The sequence below is a fragment of the Solitalea agri genome (genome assembly GCF_023914155.1).
GTDB lineage: Bacteria > Bacteroidota > Bacteroidia > Sphingobacteriales > Sphingobacteriaceae > Solitalea > Solitalea agri.
Map to the genome: position 1 here is coordinate 170,643 of NZ_JAMWYS010000006.1, position 20,440 is coordinate 191,082.

At 37.6% G+C, this 20,440-nt stretch carries 20 protein-coding genes; 12 read left to right on the forward strand and 8 right to left on the reverse strand.

Annotation, left to right across the window (positions count from 1 at the left end):
- The first annotated feature begins 44 nt into the window (after positions 1-44).
- The 5 genes from smc (at position 45) to NF867_RS02065 (ending at position 6,566) form a co-directional block, all read left to right on the forward strand.
- Complete coding sequence (gene smc, locus NF867_RS02045) at positions 45-3,587, forward strand: chromosome segregation protein SMC (RefSeq protein WP_252585878.1); 3,543 nt, start codon at positions 45-47, stop codon at positions 3,585-3,587.
- Positions 3,588-3,686: 99 nt separating this feature from the next.
- Positions 3,687-4,241: a YdeI/OmpD-associated family protein gene (locus NF867_RS02050; RefSeq protein WP_252585879.1), complete on the forward strand. Its 555-nt coding sequence runs from the start codon at positions 3,687-3,689 to the stop codon at positions 4,239-4,241.
- Positions 4,242-4,358: 117 nt separating this feature from the next.
- On the forward strand, positions 4,359-4,844 hold the full coding sequence (locus NF867_RS02055; RefSeq protein ID WP_252585880.1) for a heme-binding domain-containing protein: 486 nt from the start codon (positions 4,359-4,361) through the stop codon (positions 4,842-4,844).
- A 152-nt stretch (positions 4,845-4,996) separates the two neighbouring features.
- Positions 4,997-6,241: a peptidase U32 family protein gene (locus tag NF867_RS02060; protein WP_252585881.1), complete on the forward strand. Its 1,245-nt coding sequence runs from the start codon at positions 4,997-4,999 to the stop codon at positions 6,239-6,241.
- 94 nt (positions 6,242-6,335) lie between these two features.
- Complete coding sequence (locus NF867_RS02065; protein ID WP_252585882.1) at positions 6,336-6,566, forward strand: ferredoxin; 231 nt, start codon at positions 6,336-6,338, stop codon at positions 6,564-6,566.
- A gap of 60 nt (positions 6,567-6,626) precedes the next feature.
- Here the strand turns inward: NF867_RS02065 and NF867_RS02070 are convergent, their stop codons facing one another.
- The 4 genes from NF867_RS02070 to NF867_RS02085 are packed head-to-tail and all read right to left on the reverse strand — an operon-like array spanning position 6,627 to position 9,157.
- Complete coding sequence (locus NF867_RS02070; protein WP_252585883.1) at positions 6,627-7,235, reverse strand: HAD hydrolase-like protein; 609 nt, start codon at positions 7,233-7,235, stop codon at positions 6,627-6,629.
- 1 nt (position 7,236) lies between these two features.
- The gene (locus NF867_RS02075; protein ID WP_252585884.1) at positions 7,237-8,100 is read right to left on the reverse strand and encodes an ATP-grasp domain-containing protein; all 864 of its coding nucleotides are present in this window, start codon (positions 8,098-8,100) and stop codon (positions 7,237-7,239) included.
- Positions 8,101-8,116: 16 nt separating this feature from the next.
- Positions 8,117-8,791 carry an ABC transporter ATP-binding protein gene (locus NF867_RS02080; RefSeq protein ID WP_252585885.1) on the reverse strand — a complete coding sequence of 225 codons (675 nt, stop codon included), beginning with the start codon at positions 8,789-8,791 and terminating at the stop codon, positions 8,117-8,119.
- 36 nt (positions 8,792-8,827) lie between these two features.
- Entirely contained in the window at positions 8,828-9,157 is a 330-nt protein-coding gene (locus tag NF867_RS02085) for a DUF3817 domain-containing protein (RefSeq protein WP_252585886.1), read from the reverse strand.
- A gap of 171 nt (positions 9,158-9,328) precedes the next feature.
- Here NF867_RS02085 and NF867_RS02090 point away from each other — a divergent pair, with 171 nt between their 5' ends.
- The 7 genes from NF867_RS02090 (at position 9,329) to NF867_RS02120 (ending at position 16,493) form a co-directional block, all read left to right on the forward strand.
- Entirely contained in the window at positions 9,329-10,129 is an 801-nt protein-coding gene (locus NF867_RS02090; protein WP_252585887.1) for a hypothetical protein, read from the forward strand.
- Between the two features lie 134 nt (positions 10,130-10,263).
- Complete coding sequence (sucC, locus tag NF867_RS02095; protein WP_252585888.1) at positions 10,264-11,454, forward strand: ADP-forming succinate--CoA ligase subunit beta; 1,191 nt, start codon at positions 10,264-10,266, stop codon at positions 11,452-11,454.
- A 156-nt stretch (positions 11,455-11,610) separates the two neighbouring features.
- Entirely contained in the window at positions 11,611-13,047 is a 1,437-nt protein-coding gene (asnS, locus tag NF867_RS02100) for an asparagine--tRNA ligase (protein ID WP_252585889.1), read from the forward strand.
- A 200-nt stretch (positions 13,048-13,247) separates the two neighbouring features.
- Positions 13,248-13,772, forward strand: coding sequence for a GNAT family N-acetyltransferase (locus NF867_RS02105; protein WP_252585890.1), 525 nt, complete (start codon positions 13,248-13,250; stop codon positions 13,770-13,772).
- Positions 13,773-13,848: 76 nt separating this feature from the next.
- Positions 13,849-14,463, forward strand: coding sequence for an L-threonylcarbamoyladenylate synthase (locus tag NF867_RS02110; RefSeq protein WP_252585891.1), 615 nt, complete (start codon positions 13,849-13,851; stop codon positions 14,461-14,463).
- Positions 14,464-14,552: 89 nt separating this feature from the next.
- Entirely contained in the window at positions 14,553-15,887 is a 1,335-nt protein-coding gene (locus tag NF867_RS02115; protein WP_252585892.1) for a vanadium-dependent haloperoxidase, read from the forward strand.
- Between the two features lie 93 nt (positions 15,888-15,980).
- Positions 15,981-16,493 carry an HPP family protein gene (locus tag NF867_RS02120; protein ID WP_252585893.1) on the forward strand — a complete coding sequence of 171 codons (513 nt, stop codon included), beginning with the start codon at positions 15,981-15,983 and terminating at the stop codon, positions 16,491-16,493.
- Between the two features lie 6 nt (positions 16,494-16,499).
- Here NF867_RS02120 and nhaA read toward each other — a convergent pair whose 3' ends face one another.
- From nhaA to NF867_RS02140, 4 genes are read right to left on the reverse strand one after another with little or no spacing between them, the layout of a single operon-like run.
- Entirely contained in the window at positions 16,500-17,714 is a 1,215-nt protein-coding gene (gene nhaA / locus NF867_RS02125; RefSeq protein ID WP_252585894.1) for a Na+/H+ antiporter NhaA, read from the reverse strand.
- 42 nt (positions 17,715-17,756) lie between these two features.
- Positions 17,757-18,530, reverse strand: coding sequence for a tryptophan synthase subunit alpha (gene trpA / locus NF867_RS02130; protein WP_252585895.1), 774 nt, complete (start codon positions 18,528-18,530; stop codon positions 17,757-17,759).
- Positions 18,531-18,590: 60 nt separating this feature from the next.
- Positions 18,591-19,787, reverse strand: coding sequence for a tryptophan synthase subunit beta (trpB, locus tag NF867_RS02135; RefSeq protein WP_252585896.1), 1,197 nt, complete (start codon positions 19,785-19,787; stop codon positions 18,591-18,593).
- A gap of 28 nt (positions 19,788-19,815) precedes the next feature.
- Positions 19,816-20,439 carry a phosphoribosylanthranilate isomerase gene (locus NF867_RS02140; protein ID WP_256471343.1) on the reverse strand — a complete coding sequence of 208 codons (624 nt, stop codon included), beginning with the start codon at positions 20,437-20,439 and terminating at the stop codon, positions 19,816-19,818.
- Between the last annotated feature and the right edge of the window lies 1 nt (position 20,440).

Genomic DNA, 20,440 nt, shown 5'->3' on the forward strand with positions numbered 1-20,440 from the left:
CGGAAAGAGATACTTCCTGCTCAAAATTAACCAGTTAAAATTGCATGAAATTAACAAAACTCGAAGTACGGGGATTTAAGAGTTTCGGAGATAAGATAACCATCAACTTCGATGAGGGCGTTACGGCTATTGTAGGGCCGAACGGCTGTGGAAAGTCGAATGTAGTTGACTCTATCCGTTGGGTATTGGGTGAACAAAGTGCCAAATACCTCCGCTCGGATAAAATGGAGAACATTATCTTCAATGGTTCTAAAACACGTAAACCCAGCAACCTTGCTGAGGTTTCCCTTACTTTCGACAATACAAAAAACGTATTACCAACCGATTTTAGCACGGTTACCATTACTCGTAAACTGTACAGAACCGGTGAGAGTGAATACCGTTTAAACGACGTTACCTGCCGATTGAAAGACATTACCGATTTGTTTCTCGACACTGGAATTGGCCCTGACTCCTACTCGATCATCGAATTAAAGATGATTGAAGAGATGTTGAACAATAAAGATGGATCGCGTCGTAATTTATTTGAAGAAGCTTCGGGTATTTCAAAATATAAAATCCGTAAAAAACAGACTTTCAATAAACTAAAAGATACCGAAGCCGATTTAAATCGTGTTGAAGATATTTTATTCGAGATTGAAAAGCAGCTAAAAACGCTTGAAACCCAGGCCAAGAAAACCGAGCGTTACTATCGTTTAAAAGAACAATACAAAGAAGCTAGTACGCAATTGGCTACGTTCCGGATTCAGTCTTTTAAATCATCATTAGAAGAGATTGAAAAACAGGAACTCAACCATAATGACCAGCGCCTTGGTTTACAAACCGAAAGCGATAAAATTGAAGCACAGGTTCAGGTAGAAAAAACGGATACGTTAATCAAAGAGAAAAACCTGTCGGTTCAGCAAAAAACCACCAACGATTTTGTGAACGGCATTCGCCAGTACGAAAACGAGAAGAAGGTTAAGAATGAGCAGCTAAAATACCTCCAGGAAAAAGAAGGTCGTTTGTCAGCCGAATTGGTAAACGATAAAAACTGGCTTGAAGGTGCTAAAGAAACCTTGTTACAATTAGAAGAAAGCAGAGCTACTGAACAAGAAAGCTTAAATACTATTCAGCGCATTCTGGAAGACCTTAAATTTGAATTGGAGGATAAGAAAACAGAGCAAACTGAGCTAAAAACCCAGGTTGACAGCTTAACCACCAAAAGCAGAAGCTTGCAGGATGATATTTACAAAATTGAAAAAGAACGTGACATTCTTGAAATTCAATTTGAATCACTTCAACAGGAATTAAACCGAAACGAAGGCGAAACCCAGCAAAAACAACAGGAGCTTGATGAATTTAATGCAGCTATCAAGCGCACGAATGAAGCTTTCGTCGGGAAAGAAGAAGAACTGAACAAAGCTATAGCCGAAGAAGAGGCCCTGCAGCAACGCATTGTTGAGACCGAAACAGAGCTACAACAAACTAAAGATAAAATTTCGCAGGAAGGCCGTACGCTCGATGCAAAACAAAATGAATATAACCTTACCAAAAGTTTGGTTGACAATTTGGAAGGTTACCCTGAATCGATTAAGTTTTTGCGTAAGAACGCAAGTTGGGCTAAAAATGCTCCCCTCCTTTCGGATGTTTTCTTTTGTAAGGAAGATTATCGTATTGCGATTGAGAATTACCTCGAGCCTTACATGAACTATTATGTGGTTCAAAATCATGATGAAGCATTAGCGGCCATTAAACTATTAAGCGATGCAGCCCGAGGACGAGCCAACTTCTTTATTCTCGATTCATTTGCTGCTTTTGATGCGAAAGAAATCAAATCTGCTCCTGAAAACTGTATTCCTGCACTTTCGATCATCGAATCGGAAGAGAAATATCAGCGACTTTGTTCGTTCTTATTGAACAACGTTTTTATGGCTGAAAAGGATGAAGAAAACACTATTAAAGCTAACTCTGGCAACGAAAGTGTAATTCTAAGTAAATCGGGGCGCTACTCTAAAACTCGTTTTAGCATGGCCGGTGGTTCGGTTGGTTTGTTTGAAGGAAAGCGTATTGGACGGGCAAAGAACCTGGAAGTTTTACAAAAAGAAATAACCAAACTCCAAGCATTAATCACTGAGTTAAAAGGCAAGTCGGAGTTTTTAACAGAAGACCTTCAACGATTAAAAGGCAGCACTAAAGCTGCAGTTATTGGGCAGTTGCGTCAGGAATTAAACAAACTGAACAACGAACTGGTTACATTGGAAGCTCGTCAGGAGCAACATAAAAGCTTTATCAGCAATTCTAATCTGCGTAAGGAAGATATTGAGTTAAAAATCAATAGTTATCGTAAACAACTTGCTGAAATTAACCCTCAGGTTGATGAATTAACAGTTCAAAAAGAAGATACTTTAAAACGCCTGAATACACTTCAGTATGAGTTCAATATTATTTCTGAAAGTGTAACCAAGTATTCAAGCAATTTCAATAACCAAAACATCGCGTTTCACCAGCAACAAAATAAGCTTTCGGTTATTTTAAAAGATATCGAATATAAAAACAGTCAATCGAAAGTAGCCAGCGAACGTATTGAAAAAAATCAGACTGAGCTGAGTGATGCAAAACATAAAATAGCCGAATTACTACAAAACTCTGATGAGGGTGATGAAAATCTTTTGGCTATGTATGAACAGAAAGAGAGTCTTGAAAAAGCCTTGGCTGAAGCCGAGGAGGATTATTATAAGTCAAAAGGAAAGATCAATGAGCTGGAGTCATTCTTAAATGAGCTCCGCAGAAAGAAAGATAATGTTGAAGCACTTGTTAATCAATTACGGGATAAGAAAACCCATTTGATGATCGACATGAATGCGTTGAAAGAGCGTTTGTCGGTTGAGTTCAGCATTGAAATTGATGATTTGATGGAGCAACCTTTGCCCGAAGAAAATGAAGAGGAGCTGAAACAAAAAACCGATAAGATTAAAAATCAGCTCGACAACTTCGGTTCTATCAACCCAATGGCCATGGAAGCTTACAATGAGATGAATGAACGTTATTTGTTCATTATCACTCAAAAACAAGACTTGATTGATGCTAAAAACTCATTGATGGACACTATTAATGAGATTGACGGAACTGCAAAAACACAGTTTTTTGATGCTTTCATGCAAATCAGGGATAATTTCCAAAAGGTGTTCCGCTCGTTATTTAATGAAGAAGATTCATGTGATTTGGTATTGGTTGATCCAAACGATCCATTGGAATCGGATATTGAGATTATTGCTCGCCCTAAAGGTAAACGTCCATTAACCATTAATCAGCTTTCTGGTGGCGAGAAAACCCTAACAGCTACGGCAATTCTCTTCTCGTTATACTTATTGAAACCAGCTCCATTCTGTATTTTCGATGAGGTGGATGCACCTTTGGATGATACCAATATCGATAAGTTCAATAACATCATTCGTAAATTTTCTGATCAATCGCAATTCATTATTGTTTCACACAATAAACGTACAATTGCAAGCACCGATATTATTTACGGGGTAACTATGGTTGAGCAAGGAATTTCCCGCGTTGTTCCGGTGGATTTACGTAATATGGAGAATGTAGCATAAAGCTCATAAAATAGCTAAACCAAAAGGTTTCTATAAAGTATCAATCATTTGAACTTTATAGAAACCTTTTTCATTTTTCAATTAATAACTTTATCTGCAATGGAACCGACCTTCTTCGCTACCCCAGCCGATTTTAGAAAATGGCTTGAACATCATCACCAAACCGAAACAGAGCTTTTGGTTGGATTTTACAAGGTTGATTCTGGAAAGCCTAGCATTACCTGGTCCGAATCTGTTGATCAGGCCTTGTGTTTTGGCTGGATAGACGGTGTTCGTAAATCATTGGGCAAAGAAAGTTATACCATTCGTTTTACTCCCCGAAGACCCTCAAGCATTTGGAGTGGCATAAACATTAAAAAGGTGGAAGAGCTCACCAAACAAGGTCTAATGCAATCTGCAGGGCTTGCTGCATTTGAAAAAAGAACGGAAGCCAAATCTCGGATTTATTCATTTGAAAAGGATCCTGTTGATCTTAGCGCTGAGTTTGAGAAAAAGTTTAAAGCGAATTCGAAAGCATGGGACTATTTTCAGTCACAAGCTCCCGGTTACAAAAAACAGGTTACCCACTGGGTTATGGATGCCAAACAGGAAGCAACAAAACTTAAGCGTTTAGAAACATTGATAGCAAAAAGCGCTACCGGAGAAAGACGTTAAAGGCTTAATGTTTTGGTTAACACATTAAAGAACTAAGCAAATACCCTTATTTAAATTGATTATTGAATCCGAATTAAACATATTTGGTCAGACACCTAATCAATTCATTCTAATAATATGAAAAAGAAGATTCTATACGGATTGCTTATTCTATTGGTTATTATCCAATTCATCAGGCCAACTAAAAATCAAAGTAACTCTATTTCAGCTAATGATATTTCAAAGCATTACTCGGTTCCTAGCGATGTTCAGGAGTCGTTAAAAGTTGCCTGCGCCGACTGTCATAGTAATAATACCAATTATCCCTGGTACACCAATATACAACCTGTGGGATGGTGGATGCAACACCACGTGAACGAGGGAAAAGAACACTTAAACTTCTCAGAGTTTATCGGCTATTCTCCTAAAAAGGCTAACCATAAATTGAAAGAAGTTATAGAGTCACAAGAAGAAGGCTGGATGCCATTAGAATCTTACCTCTGGATTCATAACGATGCAAAGTTAACCAAAGAACAAAAAGGTGCTATTATAGCATGGGCCAAAACTACACAACAGCAAATTCAAACAGCCAATCCAGGTGTAGACTTTACCTCGAAGAAATAGTTACTGATTACAGTCGGCAGTCTTCAGTAGGCAGTTAGCAAGAGCAATTCCACTACCATTATAGTTTGCTGCCTGGGTACTGCTGATTACCAACAGGAAACCCTTCCAATTACGCGTTAAAACACCTATCTTTGCAGGCTGAATTTTTTGTCATGCTAGATACAAACAGATATATAGAATTGATGGCTCCTGCCGGTAACTTCGAATCGTTACAGGCGGCTATCGACAATGGTGCTGATTCCGTTTATTTTGGTGTTGAGCAATTGAATATGAGAGCGGTGTCTTCCATCAACTTTGTTTTGGAAGATATCCCTGAAATTGTTGCCCGTTGTGCTCCGAAAGGAATTCGTACGTATATCACCCTAAATACCATTGTTTACGACCATGACATGAACATGGTTAAAAACATTGTTGGCGAAGCCAAAAAGCATGGTATTACCGCAATTATTGCGGCTGATCATGCTGTTATTGCATACGCCAGAAGCATTGGTATGGAAGTACATATTTCAACCCAGGTAAACGTTACCAATGTTGAAACTGTTAAGTTCTATGCCCTATTTGCCGATACAGTGGTCCTGAGTCGTGAATTAAGCCTTAACCAGATTAAAAAGATTACTGACGCGATTGAAAAAGAGCAAATCAAAGGTCCTTCTGGGAAATTGGTTGAGATTGAGATCTTTGGTCATGGAGCACTTTGTATGGCAGTTTCAGGTAAATGTTACTTAAGCCTTCACACACATAATTCATCAGCTAACCGTGGTGCTTGTCGCCAGAATTGCCGTAAGAAATACACTGTTACCGACGAAGATGGTATTCAACTTGAGATCGACAATGAATACATCATGTCTCCTCAGGATTTATGTACCATTGATTTTCTTGATAAAGTTTTAGATGCTGGTGTAAGCGTACTAAAAATTGAAGGACGTGGCCGTGCAGCAGATTACGTGGCAACTACTATTAAATGTTACCGAGAAGCGATTGACGCATACAAGGAAGACACTTATTCAAAAGAAAAGGTAGAAAACTGGATGGAGCGCTTAGCTACTGTTTATAATCGTGGTTTCTGGAGTGGTTATTACTTAGGTCAGGAATTAGGCGAATGGACGAAAGACCATCCAGGTTCACATGCAACTCGTAAGAAGTTATTTGTTGGCACTGGCGAGCATTATTTTACTAAAGCTGGAATAGCACAGTTTAAACTCGAAGCTTTTGATATTAAAATTGGTGATAAAATGCTGATCACGGGCCCTACTACAGGTGTTAAAGAGTTCGATATTGATAAATTAATGGTAAATGACATCTTTGCTGATCAAGCGGTAAAAGGAGATCAGGTTACCATTCCATTGGATTTCAAAATCCGTAAATCTGACAAATTATATAAGTTAGTAGAAGCTTAGTCAATAAATTGCGGGTTGCACATTTCGAGTTTCGAATTATCAATTACAAAATAATTAACTCGAAATATGTAACCCGCAACTCGTAATATTTCAAATGGTTATCATCACCTTACAACGCGACAAGTGCATTGGCTGTAATTATTGCGCAGAATTGGATCCCGAGCACTTTCGAATGTCAAAAAAAGACGGAAAATCAAACCTTTTACATTCAGTAGATAAAAAAGGATTTCATACCGTTCGCGTACCTCATGATTTTGTATTCGAACAAGTTGAAATTGCTGCAAACGCTTGCCCGGTACGAATTATTAAAGTCAGCAAGATTTAACTTATCAACTCTTTATAAAGAGAAAGTCAGCTCAAATGCGTTGACTTTCTCTTTATTAAACTATATCTTAACCAGTTCCGATATCGGAATAAAATCTATTTCCGAAAGCTTAAAAGTTGTCTTTCCAACCATCACAATTGATTGGTTTAATAATTCATTCTCTGTTAAAAGTTTAGTTATCGTTGACGGAATATCATTAGGTTCCGTTTCTTCAACAAAATATACTTTTAAATAAGCTTCAAGTCCATTCCATTCAATCTGCTTGATCTTATTTAATTGCTCTTCAGGATCGCCTTTTGTAACAATAAAAATCTGTTTTCTGTCGGCCACCAGTGTTTGCATAAACTCAAGTGTTTGCTGAAACATTAATAGTTTTAATGGCAAACGGGCAATTCTAAAAAGACGTTCAAAGTTTTCCTTAAATTCCGGAGTAATGGCAAAATGATCAATCGTAGCATCAATCAACTCGGAACGAGACATAGTTCCATGCTTATTCACCAAAAAGTCTAAGATTCGTTTCCCTTCATGAATCCCCGGAAAGGTGAATTCCATAAACTGTCCAAAGAGATAATATACCTGGAGATCATAATCTTTGGAAGGAAAAATAACGTTATCTAATTCAAAAATATAAGCGGTTTTATTCGGAAACCTATCAATCAACTCCTGCATCTTAATCAAGTTTGTTTAGTTCGTTTGTTATATACGTTACTAGTTTGTCGCCCGTATTGAGCTTGTGAATTAATTTATGGAGGAAATAGCCCTTTTCAGTTTGCGTAAACTGCAATTCGAAACAACCGTTTAAGTTGAGCACCGTCCCAATTTCCTTCGCAATTTCAGGGAGAATAGCAGAAGGTTCATCATCTGTTATCAACTCTCCATCATTAAAATACGCAGTAAAATATCCTTGCTGACCTTCTAAATGTTCGGAGAGAAAAAGTGCAGGAAAATTATCGGCCGCTACTATTTTTGATAGTTGAGTATAGCTGATCAGTGGGTTTTCAATATCCGGAAAAATCGAATAATAAGCATCCACCCTATCGTCTACAATCCGGTAATCAGAAGAAGCATTATTCGTACAAGGCTCAACCTTTACCTGTTTTGACGGATAACCCAATTGGAGCATGGATGCAGCAAACCCTTCAAACTTTTCAAGTTTTCTGAATGCAGGAACCGCGATACGTGCTGCAGATAAACTAGAAAATAAGATTTCCTTATCAGCAAGAATATCCCACTCAGCTTTATTCGGACAAGCAATTACGATCCCGTATTCACCAAAAAGTGTCTTAGCTGGGGCTAACAAGCCTATTTCGTCGAAAAGTTGAGGAACAACGATTTTGAAGTCATTATCCAAACAGATTTTTAGGATTTTATGGGCAAATGCCATATCAGTGATGTTCGGAATTTGAACAAAACGTTCTCCTGTTAAAGCGCTTGAATCGGCCAGATAAACAGAATATTTTAAAGAAAGGGTATTGTAAAGCTCTTCGGTTTGAACTTGTTGAGCTCCGGTAAGCAATAGTTTAATTTGCGACATGCAAAACAGATTTGATTTATAACTTGGCAGTTTCTTTAGAGTAAACTATTTTACCATCTTTCATCATCAACTCGCGGTCAGCCATGCCTGCTAATTCTTCATTATGTGTAACCACTATAATTGTTTGGTTAAATCGATCTCTCAAATCAAAAAACAATCGATGTAACTCTTTGGCATTCGTAGAATCTAAATTACCAGAGGGCTCATCGGCCAGTAAAATAGCGGGTTGATTTATTAAAGCACGTGCAACAGCAACCCTTTGCTGCTCTCCGCCCGAAAGTTCGGAAGGTTTATGATTAAGCCGATGACTTAAGCCCAGCAATTCTAAAAGTTCGGTTGCATATTTTTCAGCCTCTGCTTTCGATTTATTAGCAATAAATGCAGGAATGCAAACATTTTCGAGCGCTGTAAACTCGGGCAGTAAATGATGAAATTGAAAGATAAATCCAATTTTTTGGTTTCGAAACGAACTTAAGCTATTCGATTTCAGCTTTGAAACATCAATACCATCAAGAATCAATGAGCCATTGTCGGCATTATCTAATGTTCCAACAATATGTAATAAAGTACTTTTTCCGGCGCCAGAGGCTCCAACAATAGAAACCACTTCTCCTTTTTTAACATGAAGATCAACTCCTTTGAGGATTTCAAGCTTTCCGTATGACTTATGAATATTGTTGGCTATTAGCATAGCTCAAAAATAGAAAAATTGAATTACTAATAAATTTTACTTGCTTACTGTTGCATGCTTATCATGTATTTTGCTTAGAAGTTTATGATCAAGCGCAAATGTTCCAAAAGGCAGCAAAGAGGCGATGAAAGCTAAGAATGATCTTCCAGCTTTCCATTGAAACTCAAGAACCACCTGAATCAACAATAAAACATAGGCAACAAACAACAAACCATGAAACCAGCCACAAACTTTCACCAATTGTGGGTAGTGCAATATGTATTTAACAGGCATTGCAACAAACATCAATAATAAAAATGAAACACCTTCTAAAAAGGCAATGGCCCTAAATCGGCCAATTAAGCTTTGACTGTATTTTTTAAGCATTCGACTAAATTTTGTACGCAATTATAATCAGCACAACACTTTATCTGTTAATCGATCTGGAAATATGACATATAAATTATATTAAGGCAGACTTAGCAATATTTTATTATCAAAACCAGCAGTGAAAGCATCTACCCAAAAATTATTAAATTTAATATAAATACACGCTCTATGTTAAAATCGATCTATAAGTGGTTAATCTTATTGATTATTTTATCTTCTTGTTCAAATGAAAGCAAGGATAAAAAAATTGATCATTCAGTTAATGATTCATCAGCTAGGGTTAATGAGTTGGCAGACACTTTGGTCATAGATAAGTATGTAAAAGAGATAAAGTCAAAAACCCCGGAGCTTACCTATAAACGAAGCTTGCAATATATATTAGGTGATTACACTTTTGATGTTAGTGTTTATTTTAAAGATGGAAAACAGGTTGTGTATGTTGAGGACGGACATCGTTCTGAACAGGACTACCGGCGTTTAAATGTTTTTCTCAAAGACGAAAAACCAATCTATGCTGAACTCGCGGAAAAAATTACCATGGGAAGCAATAACGAATTCAGAGAGGCAAAAGTCTATTTCAATCAAAAATTGGAGATACTAAAAGCATTAGAACGAAAAACAAGCAAAGAAAATAAAATACAAGACATTCCCTTTGTTCCATTTAAGCCCGATACTACTGGATACTCTGCAAAGACCAATTTCTTTAGACGTGCAGTTGACTGTACCGGCGAATTCGATCTGCCTTTTGAAAAAATTGAAAAAAAAGACAACAAAGAATACCTGATCCTGGGAAAAGACGACCCCAATACCTACCACGTAAAACTTTTAATCGAAAAATCAGACTCTACCATTAAAAAACTAAAGTCCTCACCAATAGCTTTTAAAGGAAAGAAAATTGATTTGGAGTGGGAGTATAAAAACAGTAAAGGTTATGAACAATTAGTTTATAAAAGCGGTAAAATTTTATAATTAAAACCGAAAATAAACTGAAATTAAAAATTTGTTTGTAGGTTTTAAAAATAAGCGATAAATACTACTTTTACGGCGCAAAAGAAATACGCCTCTTGTGGTGTATTTCCCGAAAAAAGAAAAATTATCCGCAGATGAACATTCACGAATACCAGGGGAAATCCATTCTCAAAAGTTTTGGAGTTCGCATTCAGGAAGGCATTGTTGCCGATACTCCTGAACAAGCAGTTGAAGCAGCTAAACAATTACAAGCCGAAACCGGAACAGGCTGGTGGGTAGTTAAAGCCCAAATTCATGCCGGTGGCCGTGGTAAAGGCGGAGGTGTTAAGCTAGCCAAATCGTTAGATGATGTTAAATCATTATCTGAGCAGATTATTGGTATGCAATTGATTACTCCACAAACAGGCCCTCAAGGTAAAAAAGTAAACAAAGTTTTGATCGCTCAGGATGTTTATTATCCTGGAGAGAGCAATACTTCTGAGTTTTACATGAGTGTTTTGTTAGATCGTGCTAAAGGTCGTAATATCATCATGTACTCTACCGAAGGTGGTATGGACATTGAAGAAGTTGCAGAACACACACCAGAAAAAATCTTTAAAGAAGAAATTGATCCTAAAGTAGGCTTGCAAGGGTTTCAGGCTCGCAAAATTGCTTTCAACTTAGGTTTATCAGGCGAAGCTCATAAAGACATGGTGAAATTTGTTGCTGCTTTATACAAAGCTTACGAAGCAACTGATTCATCGATGTTCGAGATCAACCCTGTATTAAAAACTTCTGACAATAAAATTTTAGCTGTTGACGCTAAGGTAAACCTTGACGAAAACGCTTTATATCGTCATGCCGACATCGCAGCAATGCGCGATGAGACAGAAGAAGATCCTACTGAAGTTGAAGCTGGTAAATCGAACCTTAACTACGTTAAATTAGATGGTAACGTTGGTTGTATGGTTAACGGTGCCGGTTTAGCAATGGCTACCATGGATATCATCAAATTAGCTGGTGGTGAGCCTGCTAACTTCCTTGATGTAGGAGGAACTGCTTCTGCAAAAACTGTTGAGGCTGCTTTCCACATCATCTTGAAAGATCCTAACGTTAAAGCTATTTTGATCAACATCTTCGGTGGTATCGTACGTTGCGACCGCGTTGCTCAAGGTGTTATCGATGCTTACCAAAACATTGGTAATATTCCAGTTCCAATTATTGTACGTTTACAAGGAACGAATGCTGTTGAAGCTAAAAAACTGATCGACGAATCGGGATTGAAAGTTTACTCAGCTATTCAGTTGAAAGACGCTGCTGAACTTGTTACTAAGGTTTTAGCATAATCGCAATTGGTTAATGGATCATAGTTAATGGTCTAAATAACTCATTGATTAAAATAAATTACACAGCAGTTTATAGTGAAAACCTATAACTGCTGTTAATCATTATAGACATGGCCATAATCCATGATCTATGAACTATCTACAAATTACATTACAATGGTAAAAAGAACACGCATCAAAGAAGTTCTCGATTCAACTGCTTACGGATCGGAGGTTACTATCAAAGGTTGGGTGCGCACTTTCCGCAACAACCAATTCATCGCACTCAATGACGGGTCGACCATTAATAATATTCAAGCGGTTGTTGATTTTAATAATACCGATGAATCGTTGTTGAAACGCATTACCACCGGTGCGGCTGTTTCTGTTACCGGCGAATTGGTTGAATCATTAGGTAAAGGCCAAAAAGTTGAAATTAAAGCGAAGAGCGTAGAGATTTTAGGTGATTGTGATCCGGAAACGTATCCAATTCAGCCTAAAAAACATAGCCTTGAATTTTTACGTGAAAATGCCCATTTGCGTTTCCGTACTAATACTTTTGGTGCAGTTTTCCGCGTTCGCCACGCATTGGCATTTGCAGTTCACGAGTTCTTTAACAAAAAAGGATTTGTGTACATGCACACTCCAATCATCACTGCTTCCGACGCTGAAGGCGCAGGTGAAATGTTCAAAGTAACCACTCTTGAATTGGGTAACCCTCCTCGCAATGAGGCTGGTGAAATCGATTTTAAGCAAGATTTCTTTGGACGTGCCACTAACTTAACAGTTTCTGGGCAGTTGGAAGGTGAATTGGCGGCAATGGCCTTTGGTGAGATATACACCTTCGGTCCTACTTTCCGTGCTGAAAATTCAAATACCACTCGTCACCTGGCGGAGTTTTGGATGATTGAGCCGGAAATGGCATTCTATGATTTAGTAGATAACATGAACCTTGCAGAAGTGTTCATTAAATATGTGATCGGTTATGTGCTTACAAATAACCGTGAGGATTTAGAATTCCTTGGACAACGTTTAGTAGAAGAGGAAAAACAAAAACCTCAGAACGAACGCAGTGAATTAGGTTTAATTGAAAAATTAGAGTTTGTTACTAACAACGATTTCGAGCGCGTTACTTACACAGAGGCTATCGATATTCTGAAAAACTCTAAACAAAATAAAAACAAGAAGTTCCAGTACCTGATTGAAGATTGGGGAGCTGATCTACAATCGGAGCACGAGCGTTACTTGGTAGAAAAACACTTTAAAAAGCCGGTAATTTTAACTGATTATCCTAAAGACATTAAATCGTTTTATATGCGTCTGAACGAAGATGGCAAAACCGTTAGGGCGATGGATATTTTAGTGCCGGGTATTGGTGAGCTGGTTGGAGGTTCTCAGCGTGAAGAGCGTTTAGATAAATTAACTAAACGTATGGACGAAATGGGAATTCCTACCGAAGAGTTATGGTGGTATTTAGACACCCGTCGTTTCGGTGCTTGCGAACATTCAGGTTTTGGATTAGGGTTTGAACGATTGGTATTGTTTACTACCGGAATGACCAATATCCGTGACGTAATTGCATTTCCTCGTACACCTAAAAACGCTGAATTTTAGTCGAAATAAGCTATTTAAAAGAACGGCCTTCGGTATTCAATTTCCGAAGGCCGTTCTTTTTTTTTAAAAAAAAATTTAAATTCGATTTTTATATAATGTTCAATATTTATATCTTTATTTTAACAGTAATACAGGTTTATATTTTGATAATATACAAATAAATAAAACTAAATTTTTAAAACCAATAACTCTTTAAATATATGGCAACCGCTCCAATGTTATTTGAAACCAATCGTTTGGTATTACGCGAATTTACACCAGATGATGCAAAAGGTTTATTCGATCTTAATCTGGCTCCTGAAGTTCAAAAATTCACAGGCGATTTACCCTTTAATTCGGTGGATGAGGCTCGTTCATTTATTAATGCCTATACGCATTATCAAGATTATGGATTTGGACGGTGGGCTGTTTTATCAAAAGACAATAATGAATTTATTGGATGGTGTGGCTTGAAGTATATACCGGAATACAATGATATAGATTTGGGCTACCGGATACTTAAAAAATTCTGGGGACAAGGAATGGCTACTGAAGCAAGTAAAGGCTGTTTAAAATATGGTTTCCAGCAGTTAAAAATGAATAAAATTGTAGGCCGTTCCCATGTTGAAAATCTAGCTTCAATTAAAGTAATGGCTAAAACAGGTATGTGGTTTGAAAAAGCGATGGATTATGATATTGGCCCCACCTTACAATATACCATATCAAAAGAAAAGTTTACTTCGTAAAGTACCTTATAAAAACAGCTAAAAGAGGAAGAATAATTATTCTTCCTCTTTTTCATTTATCTATATTTACGGTGCCATGTTATTAAAAATCTATCCCGAAAACCCTAACCCCAATGCAATTGAGAAAGTAGTTGAATGCCTTAAAAGAGGCGGGGTAATCATTTATCCAACCGATACTGTTTACGGACTAGGATGTGACATTACTAATCAAAAAGCTATTGAACGTGTTTGTCAGATTAGGGGCTTAAAACCTGAAAAAGCTAATCTATCGTTCATTTGTTATGATTTAAGTCATTTAAGCAACTATACAAAGCCAATTGACACTACTATTTTCCGTATGTTAAAGCAACATTTGCCAGGTCCGTTCACTTTTATTTTTAATGCCAGCGGATTGGTTCCTAAACTATTAAACAGCAAGAAAAAAACAGTTGGTATCCGTGTTCCAGATAACTATATCGCTCGTGAAATTGTAAATCAATTAGGCAACCCTATTGTTTCCACTTCGATTCATGATGATGACGAGATTCTTGAATATTCAACTGACCCGGAACTTATCTACGAAAAGTATCAAGAACTGGTTGATATTGTTATTGATGGAGGATACGGCGGAAACGAGGCTTCAACGGTTATTGATTGTACAAGTGGAGAGATTGAGATAATCAGACAAGGCAAGGGCGTGCTTGAGGCATAACTTTTGCGAAAACCTAAAAATTATAATTAAATTGAAAAATAGTTTCACCATGAATAACGCTAATTAAACTCCTATCAATTGCTCTCTGTATGAAAAAAACAGGTTTACGCTTCTCTCTCTTCCTTTTCTGCATTATTACTTTTCTACAGGCTTGTAAAAAAGATGACAATAATTCGCCTTCACAAGCCATTGATGCTTCCAACTGGGGATCATTTGTTCCTGTATCATGGTATAACCTTGAACTAAAGCTCATAAAAGAAACTCCTGGCTTCACCCCTCCTGTGGCTGCGCGTGCCATTGCCTATACGAGTATAACTTTACATGAAACAGTTGTGAGAGGCATGCCTGATGGCACCTCACTTAGCGGACAACTTGATGGTTTGAGTTATTTACCATACAATGATCCAGAAGCCCGATACAATTGGGCAATAGCTGCAAACTCAGCAATGGCAGATATACTAAGGAGCTTATTTGGCAATGCCTCATCAGATAATCAAGCCTTAATTGACCAGTTAGAAGTAGATAATCAACTTGAACTTACTTCCTCCGAATTTACTCAGGAAGATATAGATCGGTCGATTGATTTTGGAAAACAAATGGCTAATGCTATTTATTTATGGTCGGCTTCTGATAAAGGACAAGCTGCATACCTCGACAACTTTCCTGCAAGTTATGTACCTCCGGTAGGTAATGGACTTTGGGAGCCTACTCCACCATTATTCCAAAGTGCCATGCTTCCGTACTGGAGCAAAAACCGATTTCTCTTTAGTAGCAATAAAAATATTATCAATCAAATAGCAGCACCTCCAACCTACTCTGTGAATCCAACTTCTACATTTTATCAGGCAGCTAATTTTGTATATGAGACCGTAAATTCTCTTACACAAGAAGAAACTTATATTGCCAATTATTGGGCTGATGCAACTGGAACTTTTACTCCTGCAGGTCATATGCTGGCGATTACTGCCCAACTGGTTAAAGACAATAACTTAACACTCGACATAGCTGCACAATTATTTACTCAAGTTGGTATTGCTTTAAATGATGTGGCAATTGTTTGTTGGGACTGCAAATACAAGTATAATTTAGTAAGACCTATTACTTATATACATAAAAATATTAACCCAGCCTGGAACGGTAAAATAGGCACTCCTCCATTCCCATCTTACGTTTCTGAACATGCCTCTTTCACAAGCGCAACGGGAACGATTTTGGGAGCGTATTTCGGCACCTCATTCTCATTTACGGACAATCAAAAAGTAAGTGATGGCTTTAGTCCCAAAACTTTTAACAATTTTCAGGATATGATTGATGAAGCAGCCTATTCAAGGGTTTATGGTGGAATTCATTACGAATTTGATATTAATGAAGGTAAAACTCTTGGAAAATCAATAGCTGATCAGGTTTTAACATTGAAATTTTGATTTTTTAGCGAATTCTTTACCTTATAAATTTTGATGATAAAATTGGATAAAATACCTTTGCATTTCTACCTTTTAGTGTAAAAAACTCTCTAAATGCCAAAAAAGTACTTAACAAAGTTCAAAACTGTTGAAAGAAGTCCATCTGCCCCACATGTCTCACATTCTGTATATTCAGTACTGGGCGCACTGATTGCAATCTCTTTAATTGTTTTATTATCTAAAACTGCAGCTACACCATTATTAATAGCTCCTTTTGGTGCTACGTGTGTGCTTGCTTTCGGATTACCAGATAGCCCTTTAGCACAACCTCGTAATATTATTGGCGGCCATCTATTAACTGCCATTCTGGGCTTATTGTGCTATCATTTAATGGGTAATACCTGGTATTCGCTTGCACTCGGCGTCTCTCTTTCTATCGGTTTAATGCAAATAACACGAACCGTTCACCCTCCGGCCGGAGCAAATCCATTAGTAATTATTTTATCCGGGGCAAGCTGGAGCTTCTTATTCAGCCCTGTATTAATAGGATCAGTCGTATTAGTGGCTATCGCTCTAATTTTCAACAATTTAAGCAGTAAAAGAAAATACCCAAAGTATTGGTTCTAACAACCACTATTCTACCAAGGTTTCATTGGTTTGAGATGATACATGTATCGTCCTACTTCCCTGATAAATAATTAAGTACCCAATAAGCCCAGATAACACTGAGCCCGACAATACAGCGATCTTTGCGAAGTTTTGATTTTCGGGCTCAACAAATGCCAGGATAGAGATAAATATTGACATTGTAAACCCAATTCCCCCTAAAAAGCCTGTCCCTATTACTTTTTTAACAGATACCTTTGAGGGCATTGTGGCCATACCTGATTTAATAGCCAGAAAAGAAAATCCTGCAATACCCAATGGTTTACCTAACAATAAGCCTAAAATAATCCCCAGGCCCAATTCAGTACCGTAAACATTAAGCAGGCTTCCTTTGAAAACAATACAGGTATTAGCCAAAGCAAACAATGGCATAATAATAAAGGATGAAAACTGATGTAGATTGTGCTCCAATATTTCTGCAGGTGAATGATCGCTATAATCAGATTCTAAAGGAATTGTTATTGCTAGCAAAACTCCGGCAATAGTAGCATGCACCCCGGATTGTAGCATGAAATACCACATAAAAACTCCACCTAATAAATAGATCAACACGTTTCTTATCTTGAAATAGTTGAATGCCATAAGTACAGCAAAGATGGAAAGCGCTATGTATAGATTATGAAGCACCACCGTTTGAGTATAAGCTACTGCAATAACTAATATTGCTCCCAAATCATCAACAACAGCAAGTGCAGTTAAAAAAACTTTCAAACTAATCGGAACACGCTTGCCCAACAAACTGAGAATTCCCAAGGCAAAAGCAATATCTGTAGCCATAGGAATACCCCAGCCATGCTCAGTAGGTGTTGATTTATTAATGAGAAAATAAATTACCGCGGGAACCACCATTCCACCCAAGGCTGCCACCATTGGAAGTGTAGCTTTTTTAACAGATGACAACTCTCCTTTTAATAGTTCGCGTTTTATTTCTAAGCCTACAACCAGAAAAAAGATGACCATAAGGCCATCATTTATCCAGTGTTCAATACTTAAGGTAAACTCCGCCCCAAAACCTACCATCCCGATTTTCTGATGCCAAAAATGAAGATAGGGCTCACTCAATGAAGAATTACTAGCAAGCAGTGAAAGAACGGTGCAGAATATAAGGATAACACCTGAGGCTTGCTCTGTTTTCAAAAAAGCCGCAAAGGGTTTAAATATGCTTTTAGTAAATTTCGACATCGAGTTTTCTTAATCTTGCAAAAATAGTAACGGTATTTTATGTTATCTAATTGATGTGATAAACTCTTTGATTTTTGCGTCATTAACTGAGCCGTTTAGCGTTTTTACAAATGCACTGCCTATAATGGCCCCATTAGCTACGGAACAAGCTTTTTGAAAACTTTCACGGTTGTTGATACCAAAACCAATCATTAACGGGTTGATTAATTTCAAACCTTTTAAACGTTGAAAATACTTTTCTGTTTGTTCAGCATCAACAGCCAGTTTATTTCCGGTGGTTGAAGAAGATGACAACGCATAGATAAAACCTTGGCTCAACTCATCTATTTTACGAATTCGTTCATCGGAGCTTTGAGGAGTGATCAAGAATATATTGCTAAGATTATTCTGCTCAAAAGCATCGCGATACAATTCTTCATATTCATACATAGGTAAATCAGGCACAATCACACCATCAACCCCTACTCTTGCCGCATCAGTGCAAAACTTTTCTACACCATATTGCAATACCGGATTTACATAACCCATTAAAATAATTGGAATGGAAACTTGGTCTCGCAATTTTTCTAACTGCTGAAATAATACTTTTAGACTCATGCCATTTTCCAAAGCAACGTGGCTACTTTGCTGTATTGTAGGTCCATCGGCTACCGGATCAGAATACGGGAAACCAATCTCTAAAAAATCGGCTCCTGCATCTTCCAAAGCTTTAGCTATAGTTAAGGTGTCATTCAGTTGTGGATAACCTGCTGTAAAGTAAACTGAAAGCAGATTTCTATTTTTATTCTTGAATAAGTCGATTAAACGGTTGTTCATAATAGATTAAGCGTTACGGATTATGAATTACGGGTTACAGTTTAGTTTGCGTAATTCGAATTATAAATTAAAATAGTCCATATACGTTTGAAGGTCCTTATCACCACGTCCCGACAAACAAACCACTACCTTTTCGTCACCTTTAAACTTCATTTTCTCTAAATAAGCCAAAGCATGTGATGATTCAATTGCAGGAATAATACCTTCCAAACGAGTTAACAATCTAGCTGCTTGCATTGCTTCATCATCCGTTACAGCAACATATTTTCCTCGACCAGTTTTAAACAAGTGAGCATGCTGTGGACCAATACCTGGATAATCTAAACCTGCTGAAATAGAATGAGGTTCAACTACTTGTCCATCTTCTGTTTGCATCAAGATAGAGCGACTACCGTGTAAAACACCTTCCTGGCCTAAAATAGTTGTAGCAGCAGATTTCCCTGAATCTACTCCCAATCCTGCAGCTTCGGCAGCAATTAGTTCAACCGACTCATCATTCAGAAAATGGTAGAAAGCGCCCATAGCGTTGCTTCCTCCACCTACACAAGCCATTACGTAATCAGGCAACTCTGAACCAGTTTTTTCCTTTAGTTGTTGTTTAATTTCAGCACTTATCACAGATTGAAAGCGAGCAACCATATCAGGATATGGATGAGGACCAACTACTGATCCAATGATATAATGAGTATCCACCGGATTATTAATCCAATCACGCATAGCCTCATTGGTAGCGTCCTTTAAAGTTTTACTTCCGGAAGTTGCAGGAACCACGGTTGCTCCCAGCATTTTCATACGGGCAACATTTGGCGCCTGACGTTTAATATCGATCTCCCCCATATAAACAACGCATTCTAAGCCTCTTAAAGCACATACCGTTGCAGTAGCTACTCCATGCTGCCCCGCTCCTGTTTCGGCAATGATTCGCTTCTTACCAAGTTTTTCCGCTAAAAGAATCTGACCTATGGTGTTATTAACTTTATGTGCACCGGTATGATTTAAGTCTTCGCGTTTAAGATAAATAGTAGCACCATAGTGATCTGACAATCGTTTAGCATGAAAAAGTGGTGTTTCCCTGCCTACGTAATCTTTCAGCAGTTCCTTAAACTCCTGCTGAAACGCCGGATCATTAATAATAGACAAGTAGTTCTGACGTAGTTCTTCAACATTCGGGTAAAGCATTTCGGGAATGTATGCTCCTCCAAAATCACCGAAATAACCTCGTTCATCCACGTAATAATTTATTGCTGTTTTATTCATTTGGGGTAAGTTGTTTATAAGAAAGAGTTTATAATCCTCTTACTGTGTCAATTACTTGTTTAACTTTTTGAACGTCTTTTAGTCCCGGACTTACTTCAATCTTACTATTAAGGTCAAGGCCATAAATTGGTAAACCATAATTTAGTATGTTGTTTACCTCATGTAAATTCTCAACTCCAATTCCACCACTTAAAAAGAAAGGTTTAGCCTCTTTGTATTGCTGTAACACCTGCCAGTTAAATGTTTTTCCTGTACCTCCATGACTATCTGCCTTGGTGTCGAACAAAAACGAATCACATGCGTCTTTGTACCTCTTTAGTGTACTAAAATCGAAATCATCATTAATACCAAAAGCCTTTATAACTTCAATAGTGGCTGATTTAAACTGAGAACAGTAATCAGGTTTTTCACTACCATGTAACTGAACCGCATCAAAATCATAATCAGCGACAATTTCTAGTGCATCATCGATTTTTGCATTTACGAACACGGCCACTTTTTTTATAGAAGATGGAACTGATTTTAAAACCGATAAATCATCCACATATCGTGGTGATTGAGGGTAAAAAATAAACCCCAAGTAATCAGGTTGCAAAGAAGCTACTTCTTCAAGATTCTCGCGAAACTTCATTCCGCAAATTTTAACTTTCATA